19 protein-coding genes and 1 pseudogene are annotated in these 21,947 nt (G+C 35.1%); 12 read left to right on the top strand and 8 right to left on the bottom strand.

Annotated elements, in window-relative coordinates; all coding sequences use genetic code 11:
- Positions 1 to 13: 13 nt before the first annotated feature.
- The 3 genes from FYJ58_RS08495 (at position 14) to FYJ58_RS08485 (ending at position 4,032) form a co-directional block, all read left to right on the top strand.
- The gene (locus FYJ58_RS08495) at positions 14 to 1,132 is read left to right on the top strand and encodes an aminotransferase (protein WP_154519313.1); all 1,119 of its coding nucleotides are present in this window, start codon (positions 14 to 16) and stop codon (positions 1,130 to 1,132) included.
- Positions 1,133 to 1,332: 200 nt separating this feature from the next.
- On the top strand, positions 1,333 to 2,484 hold the full coding sequence (locus FYJ58_RS08490) for an aminotransferase class V-fold PLP-dependent enzyme (protein ID WP_328597821.1): 1,152 nt from the start codon (positions 1,333 to 1,335) through the stop codon (positions 2,482 to 2,484).
- A 201-nt stretch (positions 2,485 to 2,685) separates the two neighbouring features.
- Positions 2,686 to 4,032 carry a uracil-xanthine permease family protein gene (locus FYJ58_RS08485; RefSeq protein ID WP_154519372.1) on the top strand — a complete coding sequence of 449 codons (1,347 nt, stop codon included), beginning with the start codon at positions 2,686 to 2,688 and terminating at the stop codon, positions 4,030 to 4,032.
- A 113-nt stretch (positions 4,033 to 4,145) separates the two neighbouring features.
- On the opposite strand, the gene FYJ58_RS08480 is transcribed toward FYJ58_RS08485, so the two are convergent.
- The 6 genes from FYJ58_RS08480 to FYJ58_RS08455 all read right to left on the bottom strand — a co-directional run bounded on the left by FYJ58_RS08480 (position 4,146) and on the right by FYJ58_RS08455 (position 10,948).
- Positions 4,146 to 5,837: a M56 family metallopeptidase gene (locus FYJ58_RS08480; protein ID WP_154519312.1), complete on the bottom strand. Its 1,692-nt coding sequence runs from the start codon at positions 5,835 to 5,837 to the stop codon at positions 4,146 to 4,148.
- Positions 5,837 to 6,202: a BlaI/MecI/CopY family transcriptional regulator gene (locus FYJ58_RS08475; RefSeq protein WP_154519311.1), complete on the bottom strand. Its 366-nt coding sequence runs from the start codon at positions 6,200 to 6,202 to the stop codon at positions 5,837 to 5,839. Before FYJ58_RS08475 ends, FYJ58_RS08480 begins: the two co-directional genes overlap by 1 nt.
- A gap of 168 nt (positions 6,203 to 6,370) precedes the next feature.
- Positions 6,371 to 7,564 carry a knotted carbamoyltransferase YgeW gene (gene ygeW / locus FYJ58_RS08470; RefSeq protein WP_154519310.1) on the bottom strand — a complete coding sequence of 398 codons (1,194 nt, stop codon included), beginning with the start codon at positions 7,562 to 7,564 and terminating at the stop codon, positions 6,371 to 6,373.
- Positions 7,565 to 7,715: 151 nt separating this feature from the next.
- Entirely contained in the window at positions 7,716 to 9,026 is a 1,311-nt protein-coding gene (locus FYJ58_RS08465; RefSeq protein WP_154519309.1) for a YgeY family selenium metabolism-linked hydrolase, read from the bottom strand.
- Between the two features lie 55 nt (positions 9,027 to 9,081).
- The gene (gene dpaL / locus FYJ58_RS08460; RefSeq protein ID WP_154519308.1) at positions 9,082 to 10,287 is read right to left on the bottom strand and encodes a diaminopropionate ammonia-lyase; all 1,206 of its coding nucleotides are present in this window, start codon (positions 10,285 to 10,287) and stop codon (positions 9,082 to 9,084) included.
- A 16-nt stretch (positions 10,288 to 10,303) separates the two neighbouring features.
- Positions 10,304 to 10,948, bottom strand: a complete 645-nt coding sequence (locus FYJ58_RS08455) for a helix-turn-helix transcriptional regulator (protein ID WP_154519307.1) — start codon at positions 10,946 to 10,948, stop codon at positions 10,304 to 10,306.
- A 344-nt stretch (positions 10,949 to 11,292) separates the two neighbouring features.
- Here FYJ58_RS08455 and ssnA point away from each other — a divergent pair, with 344 nt between their 5' ends.
- From ssnA to FYJ58_RS08410, 9 genes and pseudogenes are all read left to right on the top strand, one after another.
- Positions 11,293 to 12,627, top strand: a complete 1,335-nt coding sequence (gene ssnA, locus FYJ58_RS08450; protein ID WP_154519306.1) for a putative aminohydrolase SsnA — start codon at positions 11,293 to 11,295, stop codon at positions 12,625 to 12,627.
- A 130-nt stretch (positions 12,628 to 12,757) separates the two neighbouring features.
- On the top strand, positions 12,758 to 15,745 hold the full coding sequence (gene ygfK, locus FYJ58_RS08445) for a putative selenate reductase subunit YgfK (protein ID WP_154519305.1): 2,988 nt from the start codon (positions 12,758 to 12,760) through the stop codon (positions 15,743 to 15,745).
- 74 nt (positions 15,746 to 15,819) lie between these two features.
- Entirely contained in the window at positions 15,820 to 16,194 is a 375-nt protein-coding gene (locus FYJ58_RS08440; protein ID WP_154519304.1) for a RidA family protein, read from the top strand.
- A 175-nt stretch (positions 16,195 to 16,369) separates the two neighbouring features.
- Positions 16,370 to 17,077: a hypothetical protein gene (locus FYJ58_RS08435; RefSeq protein WP_154519303.1), complete on the top strand. Its 708-nt coding sequence runs from the start codon at positions 16,370 to 16,372 to the stop codon at positions 17,075 to 17,077.
- A 73-nt stretch (positions 17,078 to 17,150) separates the two neighbouring features.
- A complete protein-coding gene (hydA, locus tag FYJ58_RS08430) occupies positions 17,151 to 18,530 on the top strand; it encodes a dihydropyrimidinase (RefSeq protein ID WP_154519302.1) in 1,380 nt (459 codons plus the stop codon).
- A gap of 140 nt (positions 18,531 to 18,670) precedes the next feature.
- Positions 18,671 to 19,204, top strand: a complete 534-nt coding sequence (locus tag FYJ58_RS08425) for a hypothetical protein (protein ID WP_154519301.1) — start codon at positions 18,671 to 18,673, stop codon at positions 19,202 to 19,204.
- A gap of 121 nt (positions 19,205 to 19,325) precedes the next feature.
- Positions 19,326 to 19,418: pseudogene (locus tag FYJ58_RS15440) on the top strand (IS607 family transposase); the annotation flags it as partial.
- 1 nt (position 19,419) lies between these two features.
- Positions 19,420 to 20,544: an RNA-guided endonuclease InsQ/TnpB family protein gene (locus FYJ58_RS08415; RefSeq protein ID WP_328597824.1), complete on the top strand. Its 1,125-nt coding sequence runs from the start codon at positions 19,420 to 19,422 to the stop codon at positions 20,542 to 20,544.
- Between the two features lie 194 nt (positions 20,545 to 20,738).
- Entirely contained in the window at positions 20,739 to 21,089 is a 351-nt protein-coding gene (locus FYJ58_RS08410) for a tRNA-binding protein (RefSeq protein ID WP_154519300.1), read from the top strand.
- 202 nt (positions 21,090 to 21,291) lie between these two features.
- Here FYJ58_RS08410 and FYJ58_RS14745 read toward each other — a convergent pair whose 3' ends face one another.
- Both FYJ58_RS14745 and FYJ58_RS08405 read right to left on the bottom strand, forming a co-directional pair.
- Positions 21,292 to 21,468 (bottom strand): hypothetical protein, encoded by a 177-nt coding sequence (locus FYJ58_RS14745; RefSeq protein WP_205839205.1) that lies wholly within the window; start codon positions 21,466 to 21,468, stop codon positions 21,292 to 21,294.
- A gap of 48 nt (positions 21,469 to 21,516) precedes the next feature.
- Positions 21,517 to 21,947, bottom strand: a 431-nt coding sequence (locus FYJ58_RS08405; RefSeq protein ID WP_205839204.1) for a transposase, incomplete at its 5' end; no start/stop codon positions are given.

Genomic DNA, 21,947 nt, shown 5'->3' with positions numbered 1-21,947 from the left:
GGAGATTTTGCTTATGAAAATACCTTGTTTTGGAGTCGAAGAGTGGTTAAACGTATGGGAGAACGATGCAATTTATGATATTGCAGGAAGTTCGATTGCTTCCTTTACACTAGATGAGATTATTGCAATTGGTCATAAGTCAAAAGAAGAATTCTTTGAAGAGCTTCTGAAAAAGAAAATGAATTATGGCTGGATTGAGGGTTCACCTGAGTTTAAAAAGGAAGTAAGTAAGATTTACAAAAATGTTTTACCAGATCAGATTTTACAGACAAACGGAGCGACAGGTGCAAATCTCTTAGCAATTTATGCATTGATAGAGCCAGGAGATCATGTTATCTCATTGCATCCAACTTATCAGCAGTTATATGATATTCCACGTTCCATGGGAGCCGATGTAGACTTCTGGGAGATTAACGAGGAGAATAACTGGTTACCTGATTTGGATGAACTTCGCAAAATGATTCGTCCGGACACGAAGATGATTTGCATTAACAATGCGAATAATCCGACTGGGACAGTTATGGAGGAAGTATTCTTAAAAGAGTTGGTTGAGATTGCAAGAAGCTGTGGTGCTTATATTCTTTCTGATGAAGTGTACAAGCCGTTGGAGGAGGACTTGGAAATTCCTGCAATTGTTGATTTATATGAAAAGGGAATTTCTACAAATAGTCTTTCTAAGACGTATTCTGTTCCCGGTGTGCGGGTAGGCTGGGTTGCTGCCAATGCAGAAGTAACAGATATTTTCCGAAAATACCGAGATTACACGATGATATGTGATGGTGTATTTGACGACTATCTGGCGACCTATACACTTGCAAACAAGGAAGCAGTGCTTAAGAGAAATCGTAAATTAGTTGAAGAGAATCTTTCCATCGTAAAAGAATGGGTTGCAAATGAACCTAGAGTTTCACTGGTATTTCCAAAGCATGTATCTACCTCTTTTATTAAATTGGATATTCCGATGGAAATTGAAGAGTTTTGTATTAAGCTGTTAAAGGATAAAGGCGTATTGCTCGTGCCGGGTAATCGTTTTGATGTGCCGGGACATGCCCGTCTTGGATATTGTGCACATACAGACGTGTTAAAAAATGGATTAAAAGCTTTATCCGAATATTTAAGACAGTTTGATTAGAAATGATATAGAAGTATTAAAATAGTTTAAGAAAAAATGCTATGATGATTTATTATCTTCATAGCATTTTTTCTTAAACTATTTTAATTATGTTCTTATGGTACGGCACGTTTGGTTAGTTGTTATTTTATGTTTACAAGAGTATAATGATGTTAGATTGTAATCGTTAAAGAAAATACAAATTATGAGAGGTGAAGGTAGTGAATGCAATATATGCGGATCAAGCGGCGACGTCATTTCCAAAAGCAGAAGGTGTTTCAGAAGCAATCACAAAATATCTTCTTTCAAATGGGAAAAATATAGGAAGAGGAGGTTATCAAAGTGCCTATGAAACAGCCAACCTTGTATATGATGTAAGGGAGAAACTATGCAGACTGTTTGATTTTGATAAACCAAGTAATGTAGTGTTTACAGCCAATATTACATATGCAATTAATATGATAATAAAGGGATTTTTAAAGGAAGGTGATCATGTACTTGTCAGTAGTATGGAACATAATGCGGTTATGCGTCCGCTTGTTCAATTGGCAAATGAAAAACAGGTTGAATTTTCAAGAATTCCATGTAATTCATTTGGAGAACTTTGTGTTGAAAAAGTTGAAGGAATGATAAAGAAAAATACGAAAGCAATTATTATGCTTCACGCTTCCAATGTAAGTGGAACTGTTATGCCGATAGAAAAGGTGGGAAAAATTGCAAAAAAGAACGGTCTATTTTTTATTGTTGATTCTGCACAGACGGCAGGGGTAATTCCTATCTCTATGAAAGAGATGAAAATAGATGCCCTTACGTTTACAGGGCATAAAGGTCTGCTTGGACCTCAGGGAATAGGAGGATTTTTAATTACAGATCAGTTAGCAAATCAATTAACGCCACTTGTTTCAGGAGGAACCGGAAGCATGTCGGATTCAGAAGAAATTCCGGATTTTTTACCGGACCGTTTTGAGGCAGGTACACTAAATCTTCCGGGAATTATAGGTTTAGGAGAGGCACTTTCTTATCTGGAGCAGACAGGAATTAATCATATATATCAACATGAAATGGAACTGACGAAATATTTTTTAGAAGGCGTAAAAAAAATTCCATCTTTTCAGATTATTGGTCATGAAGACATTAGTAATCGTACTGCGGTAGTTTCTTTGCAGTGGAAAAAAGGGGATGAAGCATTGCTTGCCTTTGAACTTGATCACAGTTATGGGATAATGACGAGAGTCGGAATGCATTGTGCACCGAATGCACATAAAACACTCGGGACATTTCCGAAAGGAACGATTCGTTTTTCATTTGGGCATAAAAATAAAAAAGAGGAAATAGAAGAGATTCTTGCAGTATTGACAAAAGTTAGGTGTTAAATGTGAAATTTAAAGTAAATATAAAAAAGCGATTGTATTATTATGCAAAATATGCTATGATAAAAATACAAAAATTATTTAGGTTGGATAAAAATTTTTGTACAAATTAAATAAGGGTGAAAAACAAATTAAAGTCTAAATCCAAATGCAATGTTTGGGGTGATTCATTACGTTGGATATGAATGTGCAGGAGGATGAATGATGGGTAGTAAAAAAGAAAATTATGCTTCCGTATTTGAATTAAATGGAGTACCAAAGTTTAGTCAGGCACTTCCTTTAGCATTACAGCATGTTGTTGCAATGATTGTAGGATGTGTAACACCTGCGATTATTATTGCAGGGGTTGCAGCAGGAAAAGGTGATATTACTGCCAATGATACGGTTCATTTAGTACAGGCAGCATTATTAGTTGCGGCGATCTCAACAATAATTCAAATATGTCCAATCGCAAAACGGATTGGTTCGGGACTTCCGATGGTAATGGGAGTTAGTTTTGCATATTTAGCAACCATGCAAAGTATAGCTGCTGATTTTAATCTGGCAACGATTTTTGGTGCACAGATTGTTGGTGGCTGTGTGGCAATAGTAGCGGGAATCTTTGTCAAATGGATTCGACCATTATTTCCACCGCTTGTTACAGGAACAGTTGTATTTACAATTGGTTTGTCATTATATCCGGTAGCAATTAATTACATGGCAGGTGGAAAGGGTTCTCCGGAATATGGAAGTGTAAAAAATTGGGTACTTGCATTGATTACGTTGGCAGTTGTAACAGCTCTCAATTATTTTGGAAAAGGGTTTTTTAAACTGGCATCTATTTTAATCGGTATTTGTGTTGGATATGTAATTGCATTATGTATGGGAATGATAAATTTTGATTCTGTAGTGTCAGCAAGCTGGTTTCAGTTCCCACAGCCAATGCATTTTGGTATCCATTTTGAAGCATCAACAATTATAGCAATGTCAATTTTATTTGCAATTAATTCCATTCAGGCAATTGGGGATTTTTCTGCTTTGACAACAGGAGGTCTTGACCGTCAGCCAACAGATAAAGAGTTAAGCGGCGGTATTACTGCATATGGAATAACGAATATTATTGGTGCATTTTTTGGAGGACTTCCAACTGCAACATTTAGCCAGAATGTTGGTATTGTTGCTACAACAAAAGTTGTAAACCGTTGTGTGATTGGCTTAGCTGCGTGTATTTTATTAGTGGCAAGTTTTGTACCTAAGTTTTCTTCAGTTTTGACAACAATACCTCAAAGTGTACTGGGAGGAGCTACCGTATCGGTATTTGCATCAATTACAATGACAGGTATTAAATTAATTTGTCAGCAGGAATTGAACTATAGAAATACTTCGATTATTGGTTTGGCAGTTGCATTAGGTATGGGACTTACATTAGTGCCAGAAAGTATGGCATTATTTCCAGCATGGGTAAGTACAATTTTTTGTAAATCCCCAGTAGTTCCAGCTGCTATTATTGCAGTATTATTAAACACGATTATTCCTAAAGAATTAGGTGAGACAGCAAAACAAAAGGAATAAGATAGTAAAATTGAAAATCCATGAAATAGAATGATTAAAAAAGCCACAGAATATAACAAAATTACTATGTTTTCTGTGGCTTTTTTGATTAATTTAGGTTTAAAATTAAGTTATTATTTGTTTTTTACAACCCAGATTCCATCTTTTCCGATTTTCTCTGGCTGATACATAGGAATTTTGATGGAAGTGCCATCTTTAAAGCTATATTTTATGATTGCTTCATTTCCTTTTTGTGATTGAATGGTTGAGTTGCCTCCAGAAAGATTTAATATATATTGTGCAGCAGTTTCTGGAGATTTGTAGTTAGAATAAAAAGAAAAGTCGTCAGACAGCTTCTGATTTGCCCGTTCTTGAATTATTTTTGTATATTCTAACTTTTTGTAATCAGGAAAATAGTATTTTGACTGAATTTTGTATGCCTGATTAAACTCTTTTTTACTAGAAATTTCATCAAAATAAGATGTTTTTATGTGGTCTCCATATAATTTGTTTTTCTTTTCAGTAATTTTCACGGTTTCTTTCCATACGGTTACATGTGGATCGGAGACTTTGGCATAATAGTAAATGTAGATAATATTTCCTTTAATAACTGTGATGTAATCAGGGTCCCAAGGCCATGGACTGGACCAGCCAAAAGAATATTTTCCTTTTTCATATTCTGTAACCATATCCCACTTGGAAAAGTCTTTCTTGTTGTAAGTTAATTTGTATAGTGCGGTTGCGTTTCGTGAGGTAAATGCAGTAGCCCATTTGTCAGCGAAGGCTTGAATTTTTTTAGCTTTTATCTTTGCAGAAGTGTCACTTGTTTTAGTTAAATGGTCTGTAGAGGTTTGAGATTGTAATACATTGAGAGGATTTTTCGCATCTACAGTATTTTTATTTGTTAAAAGACAAAAACTTATGCCAAAGCAAAGGACTACCAACAATAAGGATACTTGCATAGGGAGTTTTTTGTAGTGAAGAATATTTTCAATTCTTTTTTTAATACTTCCAGAACCAAAACTGATTGGAAGCTGGTTGCCTTGGTAAGGCTTGGTTGCAATTGATAGCAACGAGGTCGTATAACTTTTTTTTATGCCTGAACCTAATTGCTTGATAACTTGTTCGTCACAAGACATTTCCATATCATGGCTCATCAGAAAAAATGAAACCCATACAAGCGGATTAAACCAGTGAATACAGGTAATAAAAAATGCTATTGATTTAAATAGGTAGTCTTTTCGCTTGATATGAACCTGCTCATGGCAAATCATATAGTTGCGTTCGTCATCCGTCAGATTATATGGGATATAAATTCTTGGTTTAAAATATCCGAGAACAAAAGGGGTTGCTATATTGTCGGCTTCATAGATGTTGTCGCAACATGAGATTGCAGTAGATATTCTTTTCTGTAATCGATAAAAAGTTATTCCGTAGTAAAAGAGCAGACAAATAATACCTGATAACCATATAGCAGCCAGAATTGATGATGAAGAAATAAAATTATTTCCATTGTTACTCAAAGGAGTGGACGACAAATTTGTTTGAGTAACTGTTTTTGAAGGCAAAGCTTTTGGAGAAGTTATACTTTTTCCAATATGGAAAACAACGTTTTCTGTCTGTTTTGAAGTAAGTTGCTTTGGAATTAAGCTAATTGCACTTTCTGGCTGGAATGGGCATATTAACCGGATAAATACAACAGACCAGAGAACATAAGAAAAAATTTTTGGAGCCCTCGAGAGGAGAAGCCTTGTAATTAGTATTACTAAAATAACAAAACAAGATAAAATGCTCATATGAATTGTTGTTAAAAAAAGTTGTTCCATTAAGATTCCTCCTCGTAAGAATTAATAATGTCTTTTAGTTCTTTTACTTGTTTTTTGCTGAGTTTTTTATGCGTCATAAATGCAGTAAGAAAGCGGGGGAGAGAGCCACTATAATTTTCTTCAATAAATTGCTCACTTTTTTTTTGCTCATATTGGTCTTTTTTTAGAACAGCAGTAACTGTGGCACTTTCGTTTTGAAACAGTTGTTTTTCACAGAGTTTCTTTAGAACAGTGTAAGTTGTAGACTTTTTCCAACCAAAGTTTTGTTCACATAATTTTACTAATTCCCCAGACCCTATCGGTTCATTTGCCCAAATTAACTCAGCAAATCGTTTTTCGCTTTCTGTCATAATATATACATCCATCGGTATCCTCCTTTAATCTTTTTAAGGTCTATAAATGATAGACCTGTTGTTTGATTTAAGTCTACAACTTATAGACCTCTTTGTCAAGAGAAAATTAATTTACAAACAAATCACCCAATCATTTCTATAAATTTAAAAATGATTGGGTGATTTCTTGAAAAATGTTATTTATTTGAATATTCTAGGAGTTCCTTTTTCTTCTAATTTCTTAAGAATTTCTTGAGGATTCTCGAATTTGCTTAAGAAAATCATTGCTGCGATAACGTATGGTTTGAAGCTTGCTTCTTTGTATAATGGATCACGGTAGCGGTCGAATACGGAAGCATCTACTTCACCTTCTTCACAGCTTACGCCTGTAATATCTGCAGGTAGGCAGTGTAAGTAAAGAGCTTTTCCGTCTTTTGTTGTTTTCATTAATTCTTCGCTGCAAGTCCAGTCTTTATGTTTTGCGTTTTGAGCTAATAATTCTTTTTCTAACTTGTCGATACCGTCAAAGTCGCCATTACCATATAATTCAGTACGTTTCTCCATGGCAGCAAATGGAGCCCAGCTCTTAGGGTATACGATATCAGCGTCTTTGAATGCTTCCGCCATATTGTTTGTCTTTGTAAATGTACCGCCAGAAGCTTCTGCATTTTTCTTTGCAACTTCTTCTACTTCAGGCATAACTTCATATCCTTCAGGATGTGCAAGAACAACATCCATACCCATACGTGTCATCAGCCCTATAACACCTTGAGGAACAGATAATGGTTTACCATAAGATGGGGAGTATGCCCATGTCATAGCAAGTTTTTTGCCTTTTAAATTTTCAATTCCACCAAATTCGTGGATTATATGAAGCATATCAGCCATACATTGTGTAGGATGATCGATATCACATTGTAAGTTTACTAATGTAGGTCTTTGCTCTAAAATACCATCTTTGTGACCTTGTTCTACGGAATCAGCAACTTCGTGCATATATTTATTACCTTTTCCAATATACATATCATCACGGATACCGATAACGTCTGCCATGAAGGAAATCATGTTGGCAGTTTCACGTACTGTTTCACCATGTGCAACTTGAGATTTTCCCTCGTCTAAGTCCTGTACTTCTAAACCTAAAAGGTTGCAGGCAGAAGCGAAAGAGAAACGTGTACGAGTAGAGTTGTCACGGAATAAAGAAATTCCAAGTCCGCTTTCAAATACTTTTGTAGAAATATTATTTTCTCTCATAAAACGAAGCGCATCAGCTACTGTCCAGATAGCTTCCAGTTCATCATCTGTTTTTTCCCATGTAAGGAAGAAATCGTTATTGTACATTTCCTTAAAATTAAGAGCGTTTAATTTATCGATATAATCCTGTAATGCTTTCATATTTTAATCTCCTTTATGTTTTTTACACTTTTGTTGTTACGGTCAAATTTTTAGTTAGTTTTTTTTTTGATATGACTGCCTTTGGGGGAGGCAGTCATAAATAGAGTTACGACTAATGTTAACAGAATATAAGCGTTTTATTTTTGTTTTATTATTTACAATATAAAGTAGGTAGTGCTGCATAAACAGCTGCACATCTTACTAAATCATCTTTCCATGTTTTTTCGTTTGGTGCATGTGCCTGTGCTTCTGCACCAGGACCAAATCCGATACAAGGAATTTCGTTACGACCCATAATGGATACACCATTTGTGGAGAATGTCCATTTGTCTGTAAGTGGACGGGCTTTTCTCATTTCTTCTGTTTCAGCATTTCCGGTACGGGTATCGCCATACAAGCCTTTGTAAGCTTCTTCTAAGGCGGAAGTAACAGGGTGGTCTTCCGGAATTACCCATGTTGGGAAATAACATTCGATTGGATAAGTAAGTCCTTTATAAGATGGACGTGCATATTCATACATAGAAACGGTTACATCATCGCCATATTTTTTAACAGAAGGGAGTGCACGGATTTCGTCTAAACAGCTTTCCCAAGTTTCACCTGCAGTCATACGACGGTCTAAGGAAACAGCACAGGAGTCTGCAACAGCACAACGGGAAGGTGAAGTATAGAAAATCTGGGAAGTCGTAACAGTACCACGTCCTAAGAATCTTGCTTCCTTCCATTGTGGGTTATATTTTTCGTCTAACATTTTTACTAGACCTTTGATTTCAGTAGAATCTTTGGCATCATTTTCATTTAAAGCACGAACTTCCTGAAGAATATCAGCCATTTTATAAATTGCGTTATCACCACGTTCAGGAGCAGAACCATGGCAGGAAACACCTTTTACATCAATGCGGATTTCCATACGTCCACGTTGTCCACGGTAGATGCCGCCGTCAGTAGGTTCTGTTGATACAACAAATTCTGGTCTGACTTTATCTTCATTGATAATATATTGCCAGCAAAGACCATCACAGTCTTCCTCCTGTACAGTACCGGTTACTAATACAGTGTATTTATCAGTTAATAGATTTAAATCTTTCATAATTTTTGCACCGTATACAGCAGATACGATACCACCTAATTGATCGCTTGTTCCACGACCACCGATTTCTGTTTCACTCTCAAAACCTTCGTATGGATCAAAATTCCAGTTATCTTTATTACCGATTCCAACCGTATCAATATGAGCATCAAAGCCGATTAAAGTTTTTCCGGTTCCCATATAACCTAAAACGTTACCCATTGGATCAATTTCAACTTTATTGAATTCTAATTTTTTCATCTCTTCTGCAATGCGGTCGATGTGACCTTTTTCATCACAGCTTTCACCAGGAATTTTTACTAAATCCCTTAAAAATTTTGTCATGTCTGCTTTGTAATTTTCAGCGGCAGTTTTAATTTTATCAAAATCCATTATGTTTACCTCCTAATACATCTCATTCACTTTTTATTTCTTTGCAGTTTTTGAATTAATATTGTTTACCTTCCCAAACAATCTCTTTATAACGGTCAGGGTCTGTATCACCCTCCGTAGAGAAACATAATACTCTCGAATCTTTGTCCAGACCTAAATATTCTTTTAAGTCTTTGTATTTGTCCATTGTCATAATGCTTGTAAGAAGTCCGAATGGAGCAGCACCGGATTCACCGGAAACAATACTTGAGTCACCTTTTAGTGGAGCAGCTGACATTCTCATTCCTTTTGCTGCAACCCAGTCTGGAGCAGATACAAATACATCGACATGATTCTTTAAGATATCCCATGAAATCGTATTTGGTTCACCACAGGCAAGTCCAGCCATGATTGTAACCATATCACCGTCTACAATTCTTAAATTACCATCTTTTGCGGCAGCACCTTTATAAAGACAGGCAGCAGCCTCGGCCTCTACGACAACGATTTTTGGTGGATTATCAGGATAACGGTTTACAAAATATCCGGTTACAGCACCGGCTAAAGAACCAACACCTGCCTGAACAAATACATGAGTTGGACGTTCACATCCGGCTTCTTCTAATTGTTCATTTGCTTCCATTGCCATAGTTCCGTAACCTTGCATAATCCATGCCGGAATTTCTTCGTAGCCATCCCATGCAGTATCTTGAACAACAACACCATTTGGAGTTTCACTTGCAGCTTTTGCAGCCATACGAACACAGTCATCATAGTTGACTTCTTCAATTGTAGCTGTTGCTCCTTCTTTCTGGATGTTTTTGAGTCTTGTCTGTGTAGAACCCTTTGGCATAAATACAACAGCCTTTTGTCCCAATTTATTCGCTGCCCATGCAACACCACGTCCGTGATTTCCATCGGTAGCAGTAAAGAAAGTTGCCTGACCGAATTCTTCTCTTAATTCTTTCGAAGTCAACACATTATAAGGAAGTTCAGATACATCTTTTCCCGTCTGCTTTGCAATGTATTTTGCCATTGCAAAAGAGCCTCCCAATACTTTAAATGCGTTTAGACCAAAACGGTAAGATTCGTCTTTTATGTATACTTCCTTTAAGCCTAAATAATTTGCCATTTCTTCTAATTTTACCAAAGGAGTTTTCTTATATTGAGGAAAACTCTCATGGAAAGTTCTAGCTTTTTTGATTTCGTCTAAAGCCATGACGCTAAGTTGTCTGTCATCGCTTTTAGGCATTTCGTTTGCAACCCATAATATATCTTTCATTGAAAGAATAGCCTCCTTATTTGTCCGATTTTTTCACATCTATATAACTATATAAAGTATATTTGGAAATACCAAAATAGTTAGAAACTTTATCACCGGATTTTGTAATTAAGAAAGCACCTGCATCATTTAGAAAATTAATTGCGGCAACCTTTTCATCTTTTGTCATCAAAGCGACAGGTTTTCCAATCATGGCAACGGATTGTTCAATTAAATCATCTAAAAGGTCGTTTACATTCTGGGTGATTTTTTCAGGTAAATCTCCTTTATTAGATGGAACTTCCGTAGCAAGTATGGATTTTACTGCACTTTCTGCTGCAAGTAATCCGGTAATATCATAATTGACACAGAAAATGTAATCAATTTTATTGTTTTTGCCTCGGATATACATGGTACTGGACTGAAGAATTCGACCATCTTTGGTACGGGTGAGATACCGATAACGGTCTTCTAATTCATTCGAGTCTTTTTTGGTGGCCTCTAATACTACATGAGATGGTCCGTCTCCTATAGTACGGTTGGATATCTGGCCATTTTCGATATATGCCACAGAACTTTCAAGATGTTCTACGGTCAAATCATGTATTACAACTTCACAATTCGGACCAAACTGTAAGGCAATTCCGTGTGCCAATTGTTTTAGGTAATCTAACGTTTTCATTGAATATCTTCCTTTCGCGAGAGGTTTATTCTAATTCCATCATATCATAAAAAAATCGAAAATCAAGACTTTTTTACAATTTTTTTTTGATTACCTAAAAATTTTTGTATTTTTTGCTTGCAAACTCTTATTTCTAGTGTTAGACTTATTATATAGATACTACAAAATATGATGCTATATGAAGCTGATTTTGGGGAATTTATATGGTGTTTTGTAGAAAAGCGGCTAATAACAAGACAGAATTTTAAAATGTTGAAAAAAACTAAAAAATTTTTAGTTAATATGCAGACCATAAGGTTACTGGTTAAGAGGTTGAAAAAAGATAAAAGAAGGAGAAGAGAACTATGTTATTGATTGGGAATGGACGTTTAGTAACTAGAGATAATACAAATCCATTCATCGAAAATGGTGCAGTATTCATCGAAAATGACTTGATTAAGAAAGTAGGAACAACGAAGGAGTTAAAAGAAGCATATCCTGAGGCAGAATATATTGATGCTAAGGGCGGTGTTATTATGCCTGGATTTATCAATGCACATGAGCATATTTATAGTGCAATGGCAAGAGGATTATCAATTAAAGGATATGATCCAAATGGTTTCCTGGATATCTTAGATGGCATGTGGTGGACAATTGACCGGAATCTTACACTGGAACAGGTAAAACAAAGTGCAATTGCCACATATATTGACAGTATTAAGAACGGAGTTACAACAGTATTTGACCACCATGCAAGTTATGGGGCAATTACAGACAGTTTGTTTACAATTGAAGAAGCAGCAAAGCAAACAGGAATCAAGAGCTGTCTGTGTTATGAAGTATCTGACCGTGATGGGGAAGAAAAGATGAAACAGGCAGTAAAAGAAAATGAAGCATTTATTAAGCATGCCTTAAAAGATGATTCTGATATGATAGCCGGTATGATGGGACTTCATGCTTCGTTTACACTGTCTGATAAGACACTTGAATATTGTGCGGAGCATAAGCCGGATGAAGTTGGATATCATATTCATGTGGCAGAAGGAATTGAAGATTTATATGATTCTTTACATAAGCATGGAAAAAGAATTATTGACCGTTTGATGGATATGAATATTTTAGGAGAAAAGACATTGGCTGCTCATTGTATCTATGTGAATAAGCATGAGATGGATGTCTTAAAAGAAACAGATACTATGGTAGTACATAATCCGGAATCCAATATGGGAAATGCTTGTGGATGCCCTCCTACGATGGAAATTTTCCATCATGGTATAGTAACAGGCCTTGGAACGGATGGTTATACACATGATATGACAGAATCTTATAAGGTTGCAAATGTACTTCATAAACATCATTTATGCGATGCCAATGCAGCGTGGGGAGAAGTACCTGCAATGTTATTTGAAGGAAATGCTAAAATTGCAAATCGTTATTTCAAGCGCCCTGTTGGCATTATAAAAGAGGGTGCGGCAGCAGACGTAATTATTTCTGATTATATTCCATTAACTCCAATGACAAAAGACAATATTAATAGTCATATTCTATTTGGAATGCAGGGAAGAAGTATCGTTACAACAGTTGCAAATGGAAAGGTATTGATGAAAGACCGTAAATTGACACAGATTGATGAAGAAGAAGCAATGGCGAAAGTAAGAGAAGAAGCTTTAAAACTTTGGACAAAAATTAACAATAGATAGATATGCCAGTGCACTAGTGAGAAAGATTGAAAGAAATAAAAAAGAAAGGAAATATGCAATGCCCGTTCTTTCAATCTCTTGTATTTGGGCAGTATCGCAAGCAGACTTGTGATATGCATGGGTAGAAAAAATGAGTGATATTATGACACCAATTCCTTTTGAGGATTTATTAGATTGGATTTTAGAGGAACATAAAAAGTATGGTACAGTATTTGGAGTACATAAACCTTTTGTTGCAGATCAAAATAAGAAATTATCGTTATTTGATGAAAAAATAGAAACACCATTTGGTCCGGCAGCAGGTCCAAATACACAGTTAACACAAAATATAGTCGCTGCTTACTATGCAGGAAGCAGATTTTTCGAATTAAAGACAGTTCAGGAGTTGGATGGTGAGGATTTACCAGTCAATAAGCCATGTATTAAGGCAGATGATGAATGTTATAATGTAGAATGGTCAACAGAACTCCGGGTACAGGACGCATTTGCTGAATACGTAAAAGCATGGTTCATTTTGAAAATGATTTCAAAGGAGTTCGGTTTAGGCTCTCCAGATGGCTTTATGTTTAATATGAGCGTTGGATATGATTTAAAAGGAATCCAGACAAAGAAAATTGATGATTTTATCGAAGGCTTAAAAGACGCTTCCCAGACAGCCATTTTTAAAGAATGTAAAGAAACAGCATTAAAATATATAGACAAATTTGAAAAAGTGACAAAAGAGGATATAGAAGCAATTACAGCAAATATATGTAATTCAATTACATTATCTACACTTCATGGATGCCCTCCGGAAGAAATTGAAAAGATTGCAACTTATCTTTTGACAGAAAAACATTTAAATACATTTATAAAATGTAATCCAACATTGTTAGGTTATGAGTTTGCAAGAAAAACAATGGATGAAATGGGTTATGATTATGTTGCATTTGGTGATTTTCATTTTAAGGATGATTTACAATATGAAGATGCAATTCCAATGCTGAAACGTCTTCAAAGCCTTGCAGATGATAAAAAATTGAGCTTTGGTGTTAAGATTACAAATACATTCCCGGTTGATGTAAAACAAAATGAACTTCCGGGAGAAGAAATGTACATGTCAGGACGTTCTTTATATCCATTGTCAATTGCTTTGGCTGCAAAGCTTTCGGAAGAATTTGACGGCAAGCTAAGAATTTCTTATTCCGGTGGTGCCGATTACCATAATATTAAGCAGATTTTCGAAGCGGGAATCTGGCCAATTACAGTTGCAACGACAGTATTAAAGCCAGGTGGATATGGTCGTATGGTACAGATTGGAGAATTGCTTGCAAAATCAGAATATAAACCATTTGAACGGGTTGATAAGAAAGCGGTCCGAGAGCTTCAGACAGACTCTTTGACAAACCCATATCATACGAAGGCGGTAAAACCATTGCCATCCAGAAAGATGAAAAAAGAAGTACCTCTTATGGACTGTTTTGTTGCACCATGTAAGGAAGGATGTCCAATTCATCAGGATATTACCACTTATATGAAATTGACAGCAGAAGGAAAATACGAAGAAGCATTGGAAGTAATTACGGAGAAAAATCCACTTCCATTTATTACAGGTACGATTTGTGCTCACAGATGCATGAGTAAATGTACTCGTAATTTCTATGAAGAACCGGTACATATCAGGGAAACAAAGTTGGAAGCGGCAAAAGGCGGATATGAAGCATTTATGAAAAAACTTCAAAAGCCGGATGTTACAGAGAAAGGGAAAGCCGCTGTTATTGGTGGTGGTCCTGCAGGACTTGCAGCAGCCTATTTCTTAGCAAGAGGCGGAAAGCAGACAACTATATTTGAACGTAAAGATTCTCTTGGCGGTGTAATTAAACATGTGATTCCTAAGTTCCGTATACCTACCGAGGACATTGAGAAAGACATTGAACTTGTTAAGGCAATGGGTGTAGAAGTTAAGACGAATTCTTTGGTTACTTCAGTAGAAGAAGTTAAGAAAATGGGGTATGATACAGTAATTCTTGCACTTGGTGCTTCCAAAGAAGGAAATATCCGTTTAGAAAGTGGCAAAACAGTAAATGCACTTGCGTTTTTAGAAGAGTTCAAGAAAAAAGAAGGACATGTATCGATTGGTAAAAACGTAGTAGTAATCGGTGGCGGTAATACAGCAATGGACACGGCAAGAGCTGCAAAGGCTACGGATGGTGTGGAACATGTTTATCTTGTATATAGAAGAACAAAACGCTATATGCCTGCAGAAGAAGAGGAATTATTACTTGCAGAAAAAGACGGTGTGGAATTTAAAGATTTGCTTGCACCGGTTAAAGTGGAAAATGGTGTATTAATTTGCCATAAAGTAGAGCTTGGTGATATGGATGCTTCTGGAAGAAGAAAACCAATCGAAACAGAAGAAGTGGTAGAAATTCCGGCAGATACAGTAATTGCGGCGGTTGGAGAAAAAACAGATAAAGAATTTTATGAGGCAAATCGTATTGTGACAAATAAGAAAGGCTGTCCAATTGTAGATGAAAACCTTATGACAAATATAGAACAGGTTTATGTTGCGGGTGATGGATTAAATGGTCCTGCTACGGTTGTAGAGGCAATTCGTGATGGTATGAAGGCAGCAGAAGCGGTTCTTCAAAAATCAGTAAAATGTGAGCAGGAAGATGAGCGAAATCCGGAAGAACTTTATGCAAAGAAAGGTATTATACTGGATGCTAATCCAGCTACAACTGAAAGTGAGCGCTGCCTTGTATGTTCTGGCGTATGTGAAAACTGTGTTGATGTATGTCCAAATAGAGCCAATGTTTCGATTCAAGTACCTGGAAGAAAGATGGCACAGGTTCTTCATGTAGACAGAATGTGTAATGAATGTGGAAACTGTATGAGTTTCTGCCCATACAGCAGTGCACCATATAAAGATAAATTCACTTTATTTAGAACAGAAGAAGATATGTATCATAGTGAAAATCAAGGATTTGTTCTACTTGATAAAGAAAATAAAGTATTTAAAGTAAGACTTGGAAATGAAATTATGAATATGATTGGATTTGATAGAAAAACTTTGGTTCCAAAAGAGATTGTAGAATTTATTAAAGCTGTCTATGAGGATTATGTTTATTTATTTTAATTTAGATAAGTTTACGGATGTGGTATACTACATTTGATATTAAAATTTATAGAAAAGTTTAGGAGGAATAGAACATGAACAAAGTAATCGCAACAACAAAAGCACCAGGAGCAATTGGACCATATTCACAGGCAATCGTAGCAAATAATATGTTATTTACATCCGGGCAGATTCCAATTGACCCAGCAACAGGAAATGTTGTAGAAGGTGATGTTATTGCTCAGGCAGAACAAGTTTGCAAAAATCTTCAGGCTGTATTAGAAGAAGCAGGAACAAACTTTGAAAATGTAGTAAAAACAACTTGCTTTTTAGCAGATATGGGTGATTTTGCAGCATTTAATGAAGTATATGCAAAATATTTTGTATCAAAACCTGCACGTTCTTGTGTAGCAGTTAAGACATTACCTAAAAATGTACTATGTGAAGTTGAATTGACAGCTACAATATAAGATATAAAAGTAAAAAATAAAAAAATTAAAATGAAAGAAGTAAAAACAGTGACGGACACGGAAAAAAGAATTTGGACCGCCGTTTTTATTGAACATAAGGACAGTTCGCATAGCGTACTGTCCGTTGTTTCTATTAAGATCTATAAATGAGATTCTGATTATTAGGTGATAGAAGATGGAAAAAATATATATTTGTATTGTTTTACCATTAATTTTATTGTTAATTAGTTGCTCACAGGAAGAAAAAAGTAAGCATATTATCTTCCAAGATACGTATTGGGGAATGACTCCCGATGAGCTTTTAAAGAGCTATAATTTTACAAAGGATGATATAGATTATGAAAAAAGTGAAGATGGAATTACGGTTTCTATTCCTAATATGAAAGTTTTAGAAACAAAATCAGAAGGGGTTATTTTTCAATTTTATAAAGTAAAAGAAAATAAATATGGATTGTATGGAGTTACAGTTTCATATCCTGACGAACTAGATATGAATCTTGTTTTACAAGAATTAAAAAAAGAGTATGGAGAACCATCAAAAGAACATAAAGAATATAAAAGTAATTTAGAGGATAATCAATTAAAAAAAATAACATATAAAGAAAGTGAACATGAAAAATATTTTATTGATTCGGAATATTTGGATACACAACTAAAAGAAAAACAAAAAAAACAATTAAAAAAGATATTTGAAAAAAGATATCATAGTTTAGAAAATAATAAAAACTGGGAAGATTTTCTATCGAATGTACCTATGGCAACGATATATTGGACTGATAACTTTTCTTATCCAGAGGGAGTTACAATGCAAAAGGTGAAAGTAAGTAAGAACAAATTGTTCTTTTCTGGAATTGGTTATTTTACGAGGGATAAATATTTATAACTTGTGTAGTGGGATAGTCTAGAGTATATGTTGGAAGTCTTCTTGAAGATGCTTAAGATTAGGAGAATCGGATATGAGATATTTAATAAAAAACGGATTCGTTGTTACAAGTAAGGAAACAACACAGATGGATTTGCTTATTGAAGAGGAAAAAATTAAAAGAATTGCACCGACAATTGAGGCAGAAGAATCGATGGAAGTGATTGATGCAAAAGGAAACTATATCTTTCCTGGGTTTATAGATGCCCATACACATTTTGATTTAGAAGTAGCAGGGACAGTAACCGCAGATGATTTTTCTTCAGGAACAAAAGCAGCTATTGCAGGGGGAAACACTTGTATTATTGATTTTGCTACGCAAAATAAAGGTGAAACGCTAGAAGAAGCAAGTGAACATTGGCATAAAAAAGCAGACGGAAAATCTTCTTGTGACTATGGTTTTCATATGGCAGTGACAGATTGGAATCAACAGACAAAAGATGACTTGAAAGCGATGTTTGAAGAAGGAATCACGTCCTTTAAATTATATATGACATATGACACAAAAGTTAGTGATGGAGAGATTTTTGAAATTCTTACAGAATTAAAAAAATATGGTGGAATTGTTGGGGTTCACTGCGAAAATGGAGCGATTATTGATGAGCTGGTAAAGAAACAAAAAGAAAATGGTAACTTTTCTCCATCTGCTCATCCACTTACAAGACCGGCAGAAGTAGAAGCAGAAGCAGTAAATCGTTTGCTTTATATTGCTAAACTGGTTGATATTCCAATTGTAGTTGTTCATTTAAGTTCAAAGCTTGGATTTAAAGAGGCAGAACAGGCGATTGAACAGGGACAAACGGTATTTTTAGAAACATGTCCTCAATATTTATTGATGGACGACTCAAAATATCAATTAGACGGATTTGAGAGTGCCAAATACGTATGCTCACCACCATTGAGAAAAAAAGAAGATGCCGATTGCCTATGGAAGGCTTTAAAAGAAAATAAATTACATACAATTTCCACGGATCATTGTAGTTTTAATTTTACACAAAAAGAGATGGGAAAAGAAGATTTTACAAAAATTCCAAACGGTATGCCGGGAGTCCAGCATAGGGCAGAATTATTATATACTTATGGGGTACTGGAAGAGAAGATTACAGTCAGTCAGATGTGCAAATATCTTGCTGAAAATCCTGCCAGATTATACGGTTTGTATCCGAAAAAAGGGTGTATCAAAGAAGGAAGCGATGCAGACCTTGTAATTTGGAATGGTAATGCCAGTGAAACAGTTACGAAAGAAAATCAGCTTTATCATATGGATTATTCACCGTTAGAGGGTGTTGAAATAAAAGGAAAACCAGATAAAGTATTTCTTCGCGGACAGATGGTTGTGGATCATGGATGTGTTATCAAAGAAAATTGTGGATTATATGTAAAACGTAGTACGATGGAAAATGAAATATTATAGCAAATTGTGTATCCCGGTTTAATGTTTTAGAATAATTTAAAAAAACTAAAAAAAAATTAGTGTATCAAAAAAATATTTTGAATTTTACTGAATATATTGGTATAATAGAATCAGAAAATAAACAATAAAGTGGGGATGTAATGTATTATTTTTTGGAGATAGGTTTTTTTGTTACTTTAATTTTAGTAGTGGGTATTAGTATAACAGCTTTTATTAACCAAGTTGCAAGTAAAGAAGAAGGTTTTTTTATTAAGCAGGTGAGAAAATATTATGCTTTAAGTATAGTTTTTTTCTTGCTTTTTGCAGCTACGAGAATGATTTATGTATCGGTTGCAGATGTTTCTAATATTCCCATTGTGGATGGAATGGCAATAGGGGCTGAGCACAGTTTAACAGAAAATCAATTTCTCGTTTCTTATAAGACGGCGGGGCGTTCTTTTAGACAAACAATAAAAATAAAAGAAGAAGAATTGGAGCAAGTTCGGGTTGCCTGTACAGCGAAAGAAGGAGAGGTTTTTTTAAAAATGACGCAGCAGGCAACTGAGAAGACCTTTAATGTTACAAATTTTGATGGAATTATTGACATGAAGGGGTTTCATGCCGGTGAGATTAATTTGGAAACTTATAATAAGCAGGCGAAGGAGGTGTCTGTTGAGGTAATCTGGAAAAGGTGAGAAAATAAAAATACATAAGAAATGAAGGATTAACCTTGCAATATTTAAATTATAATGATAGAGTTGTATTAGAAAAAAGTAAGAGATAAAATATTAGAATCAAAGGAGAAAAGTTAAGTTATTAAAAGCGAATCGTACTCCTACTGATAGACGTTATTATACTTATGACCAATATTTGCAATTTAAAGGAATCCAAACAGAGAATGATATAAGAGATACAAAAGATAACTAAAACAATTGGCACTTGCAGGTTTATTTATAACTTCTATCTTGCTCATAATAAAGAACTTTATAACAACGGTGAAAAGTTTATGACAGCAAAATCATTTAGTGTTTGGATTAATCATGAATTTATACCAAATAATCCAGAGTATTCATGGATAAAAGAAGTAAGTTCTAAGTCGGTTAAAAAATCTATGGAAAATGCCTGTACTGCTTTTACCAGGTTTTTCAAAAAACAAAGTGGATTTCCTAGATTCAAGAAAAAGAATAAATCGGATGTAAAAATGTATTTTGTTAAAAATAATCCAAAAGATTGTTTTTGTGAAAGACATCGAATTAATATTCCTACTCTTGGATGGGTCAAATTGAAAGAAAAAGGTTATATTCCTACTACGAAAGATGGGTATGTAATTAAAAGTGGAACCGTTTCTTGTAAAGCTGGAAGATATTATGTATCTGTTTTAATTGATATTTCTTGTACAGAAAAACTACAATTAAATGAGTTTGGATTAGGAATTGATTTGGGACTGAAAGATTTTGCAATTATTAGTAATGGTATTACAAAGAAAAATATCAATAAAACTGCAAAAATAAGAAAATTAGAAAAACAATTAAGAAGAGAACAGCGTTGTCTATCGAGAAAATACGAAGACTTAAAGAAACGCAACAAGAAAATGAAAGGAGAAGCCACTAGACAAAATATTCGGAAGCAAGTCTTAAAGGTACAAAAACTTCATCAAAGAATTGATAATATTCGTACCGATTATATCAATAAATGTGTAAATGAGATAGTAAAAACCAAGCCATCTTATATTACCATTGAAGATTTGAATGTAAGAGGAATGATGAAAAACAGACATCTCTCAAAGGCAGTTGCTTCACAGAAATTCTATGAATTTAGGACGAAACTGGAAGCAAAATGCAAAGAATTAGGAATTGAATTGAGAATTGTAGACAGATGGTATCCATCCAGTAAATTATGTCATGAATGTGGATGTATCAAGAATGATTTAAAACTTTCTGACAGAGAATACATTTGTGAATGTGGATATCATGCTGACAGAGATTATAATGCAAGTCTTAATTTAAGAGATGCAACATCCTACAAAATAGCATAAACAAGCATTTGTAGGCATGTACCGATGGCTTTAGTCGGGAATTTACGACTGTGGACTGTACAAGAACTTGTGAGTAGCGTATTACTTTGTAATCGCAAAAGCATACAGGACGAAACAGTAAGAAAAGTTTGTGAAAACGTTCAATATCTCGATATGGATATGTTTGTCTATGTTTTGAGTGGCAGAATATAGTTATGGGACAACCAGTAAAAGAAGTAGTTTCAATTGATGATTTGGAGAAGTTAGATATTCGTGTAGGGGAAATTTTAAAAGTAGAAGACGTTGCGAATTCAAGAAAATTAGTAAAACTTACAGTTGATTTTGGTGATTTTCAGAGAGTTATTTTATCAGGTTTAAAAGAGGAAAGAGAAGACCCTACAGAGATAGAAGGAAAACAGGCTTTATTTGTAGTTAATTTGGCACCAAGGAAAATGGCGGGAATTGAATCAGAGGGAATGCTATTTGATATAGGATATTCGGATGGAATCTTACCAGTGCTTGCGGTTCCAGAGGAGAAGGTTCCAAACGGTGTTTGTGCGGGATAATATGATGTTGGGGTCAAAAGATATTTTGACCCCTGATATCTACGGATGACTATGCACTTTATGCTCTGGGTATTTCTATTATAAATTTTTAGAAATATTCAGAGCATTTTTTACTTTACTTTATAGGAAAGTTCGACTTTCGTTAAACGCTTGGATGAAAATAGCCCGCACAAAGGCGGGCATGGGAAATAGACGACACTGTTTAGAAGATATAAAAACCTTCTGCACCAGCCTCATCGGCGAATAAGTCATCTTCATTCAAGAAGTAATCCATATCCAGAAGTTCTTCCTCGCTCATACGGCGAATGTCCTTGGAAGTCATACCTTCTGGGGGATTATCCATATATTTTTTGCGTAATTCCTCGATGTTTGGTTTCATAGTAGTTTATCCTCCTTCCAGAGGATTATATCATAAAATCAGAGGAATTTATGCAGAAGAACGCTTTCCACGAGATTTGGACATTGCTTTCTCGTAAAGTTCTTCGAGAGATACGCGTTTGTGATTGTAATAAAGTTCAAGAAAGACCATCTTGTGCTTACAGTCAGGACATTCCAGAGGGTCATAACCGAAAGAGGATAGAATAGCAGTTCTCCATTGATTGAAGCTGCGGTAAATATGATGTTTGCTTTTTGAAATGGCACGATGGAGATTTGAATCAATCTTACGGTGGCGAGCGTAAAGGCCGCCATACCGGATCATTTTGAAATGTTTTTCAGGTATGTGCCGGATCAACCGTTTGATGAAATCCATGGCAGGAATGGTTTCTTCAATATATTTTTCATCCTCGTGGCGATTGTAGTGGAAAGTAACCATTTCACCATCATATTTATCAATCCTGGAAGTGGCGATGACAGGTC

The organism is Velocimicrobium porci, from assembly GCF_009696045.1.
GTDB classification, from domain to species: Bacteria; Bacillota; Clostridia; order Lachnospirales; family Lachnospiraceae; genus Velocimicrobium; species Velocimicrobium porci.
This window is presented reverse-complemented; position numbering and strand designations above follow the sequence as displayed.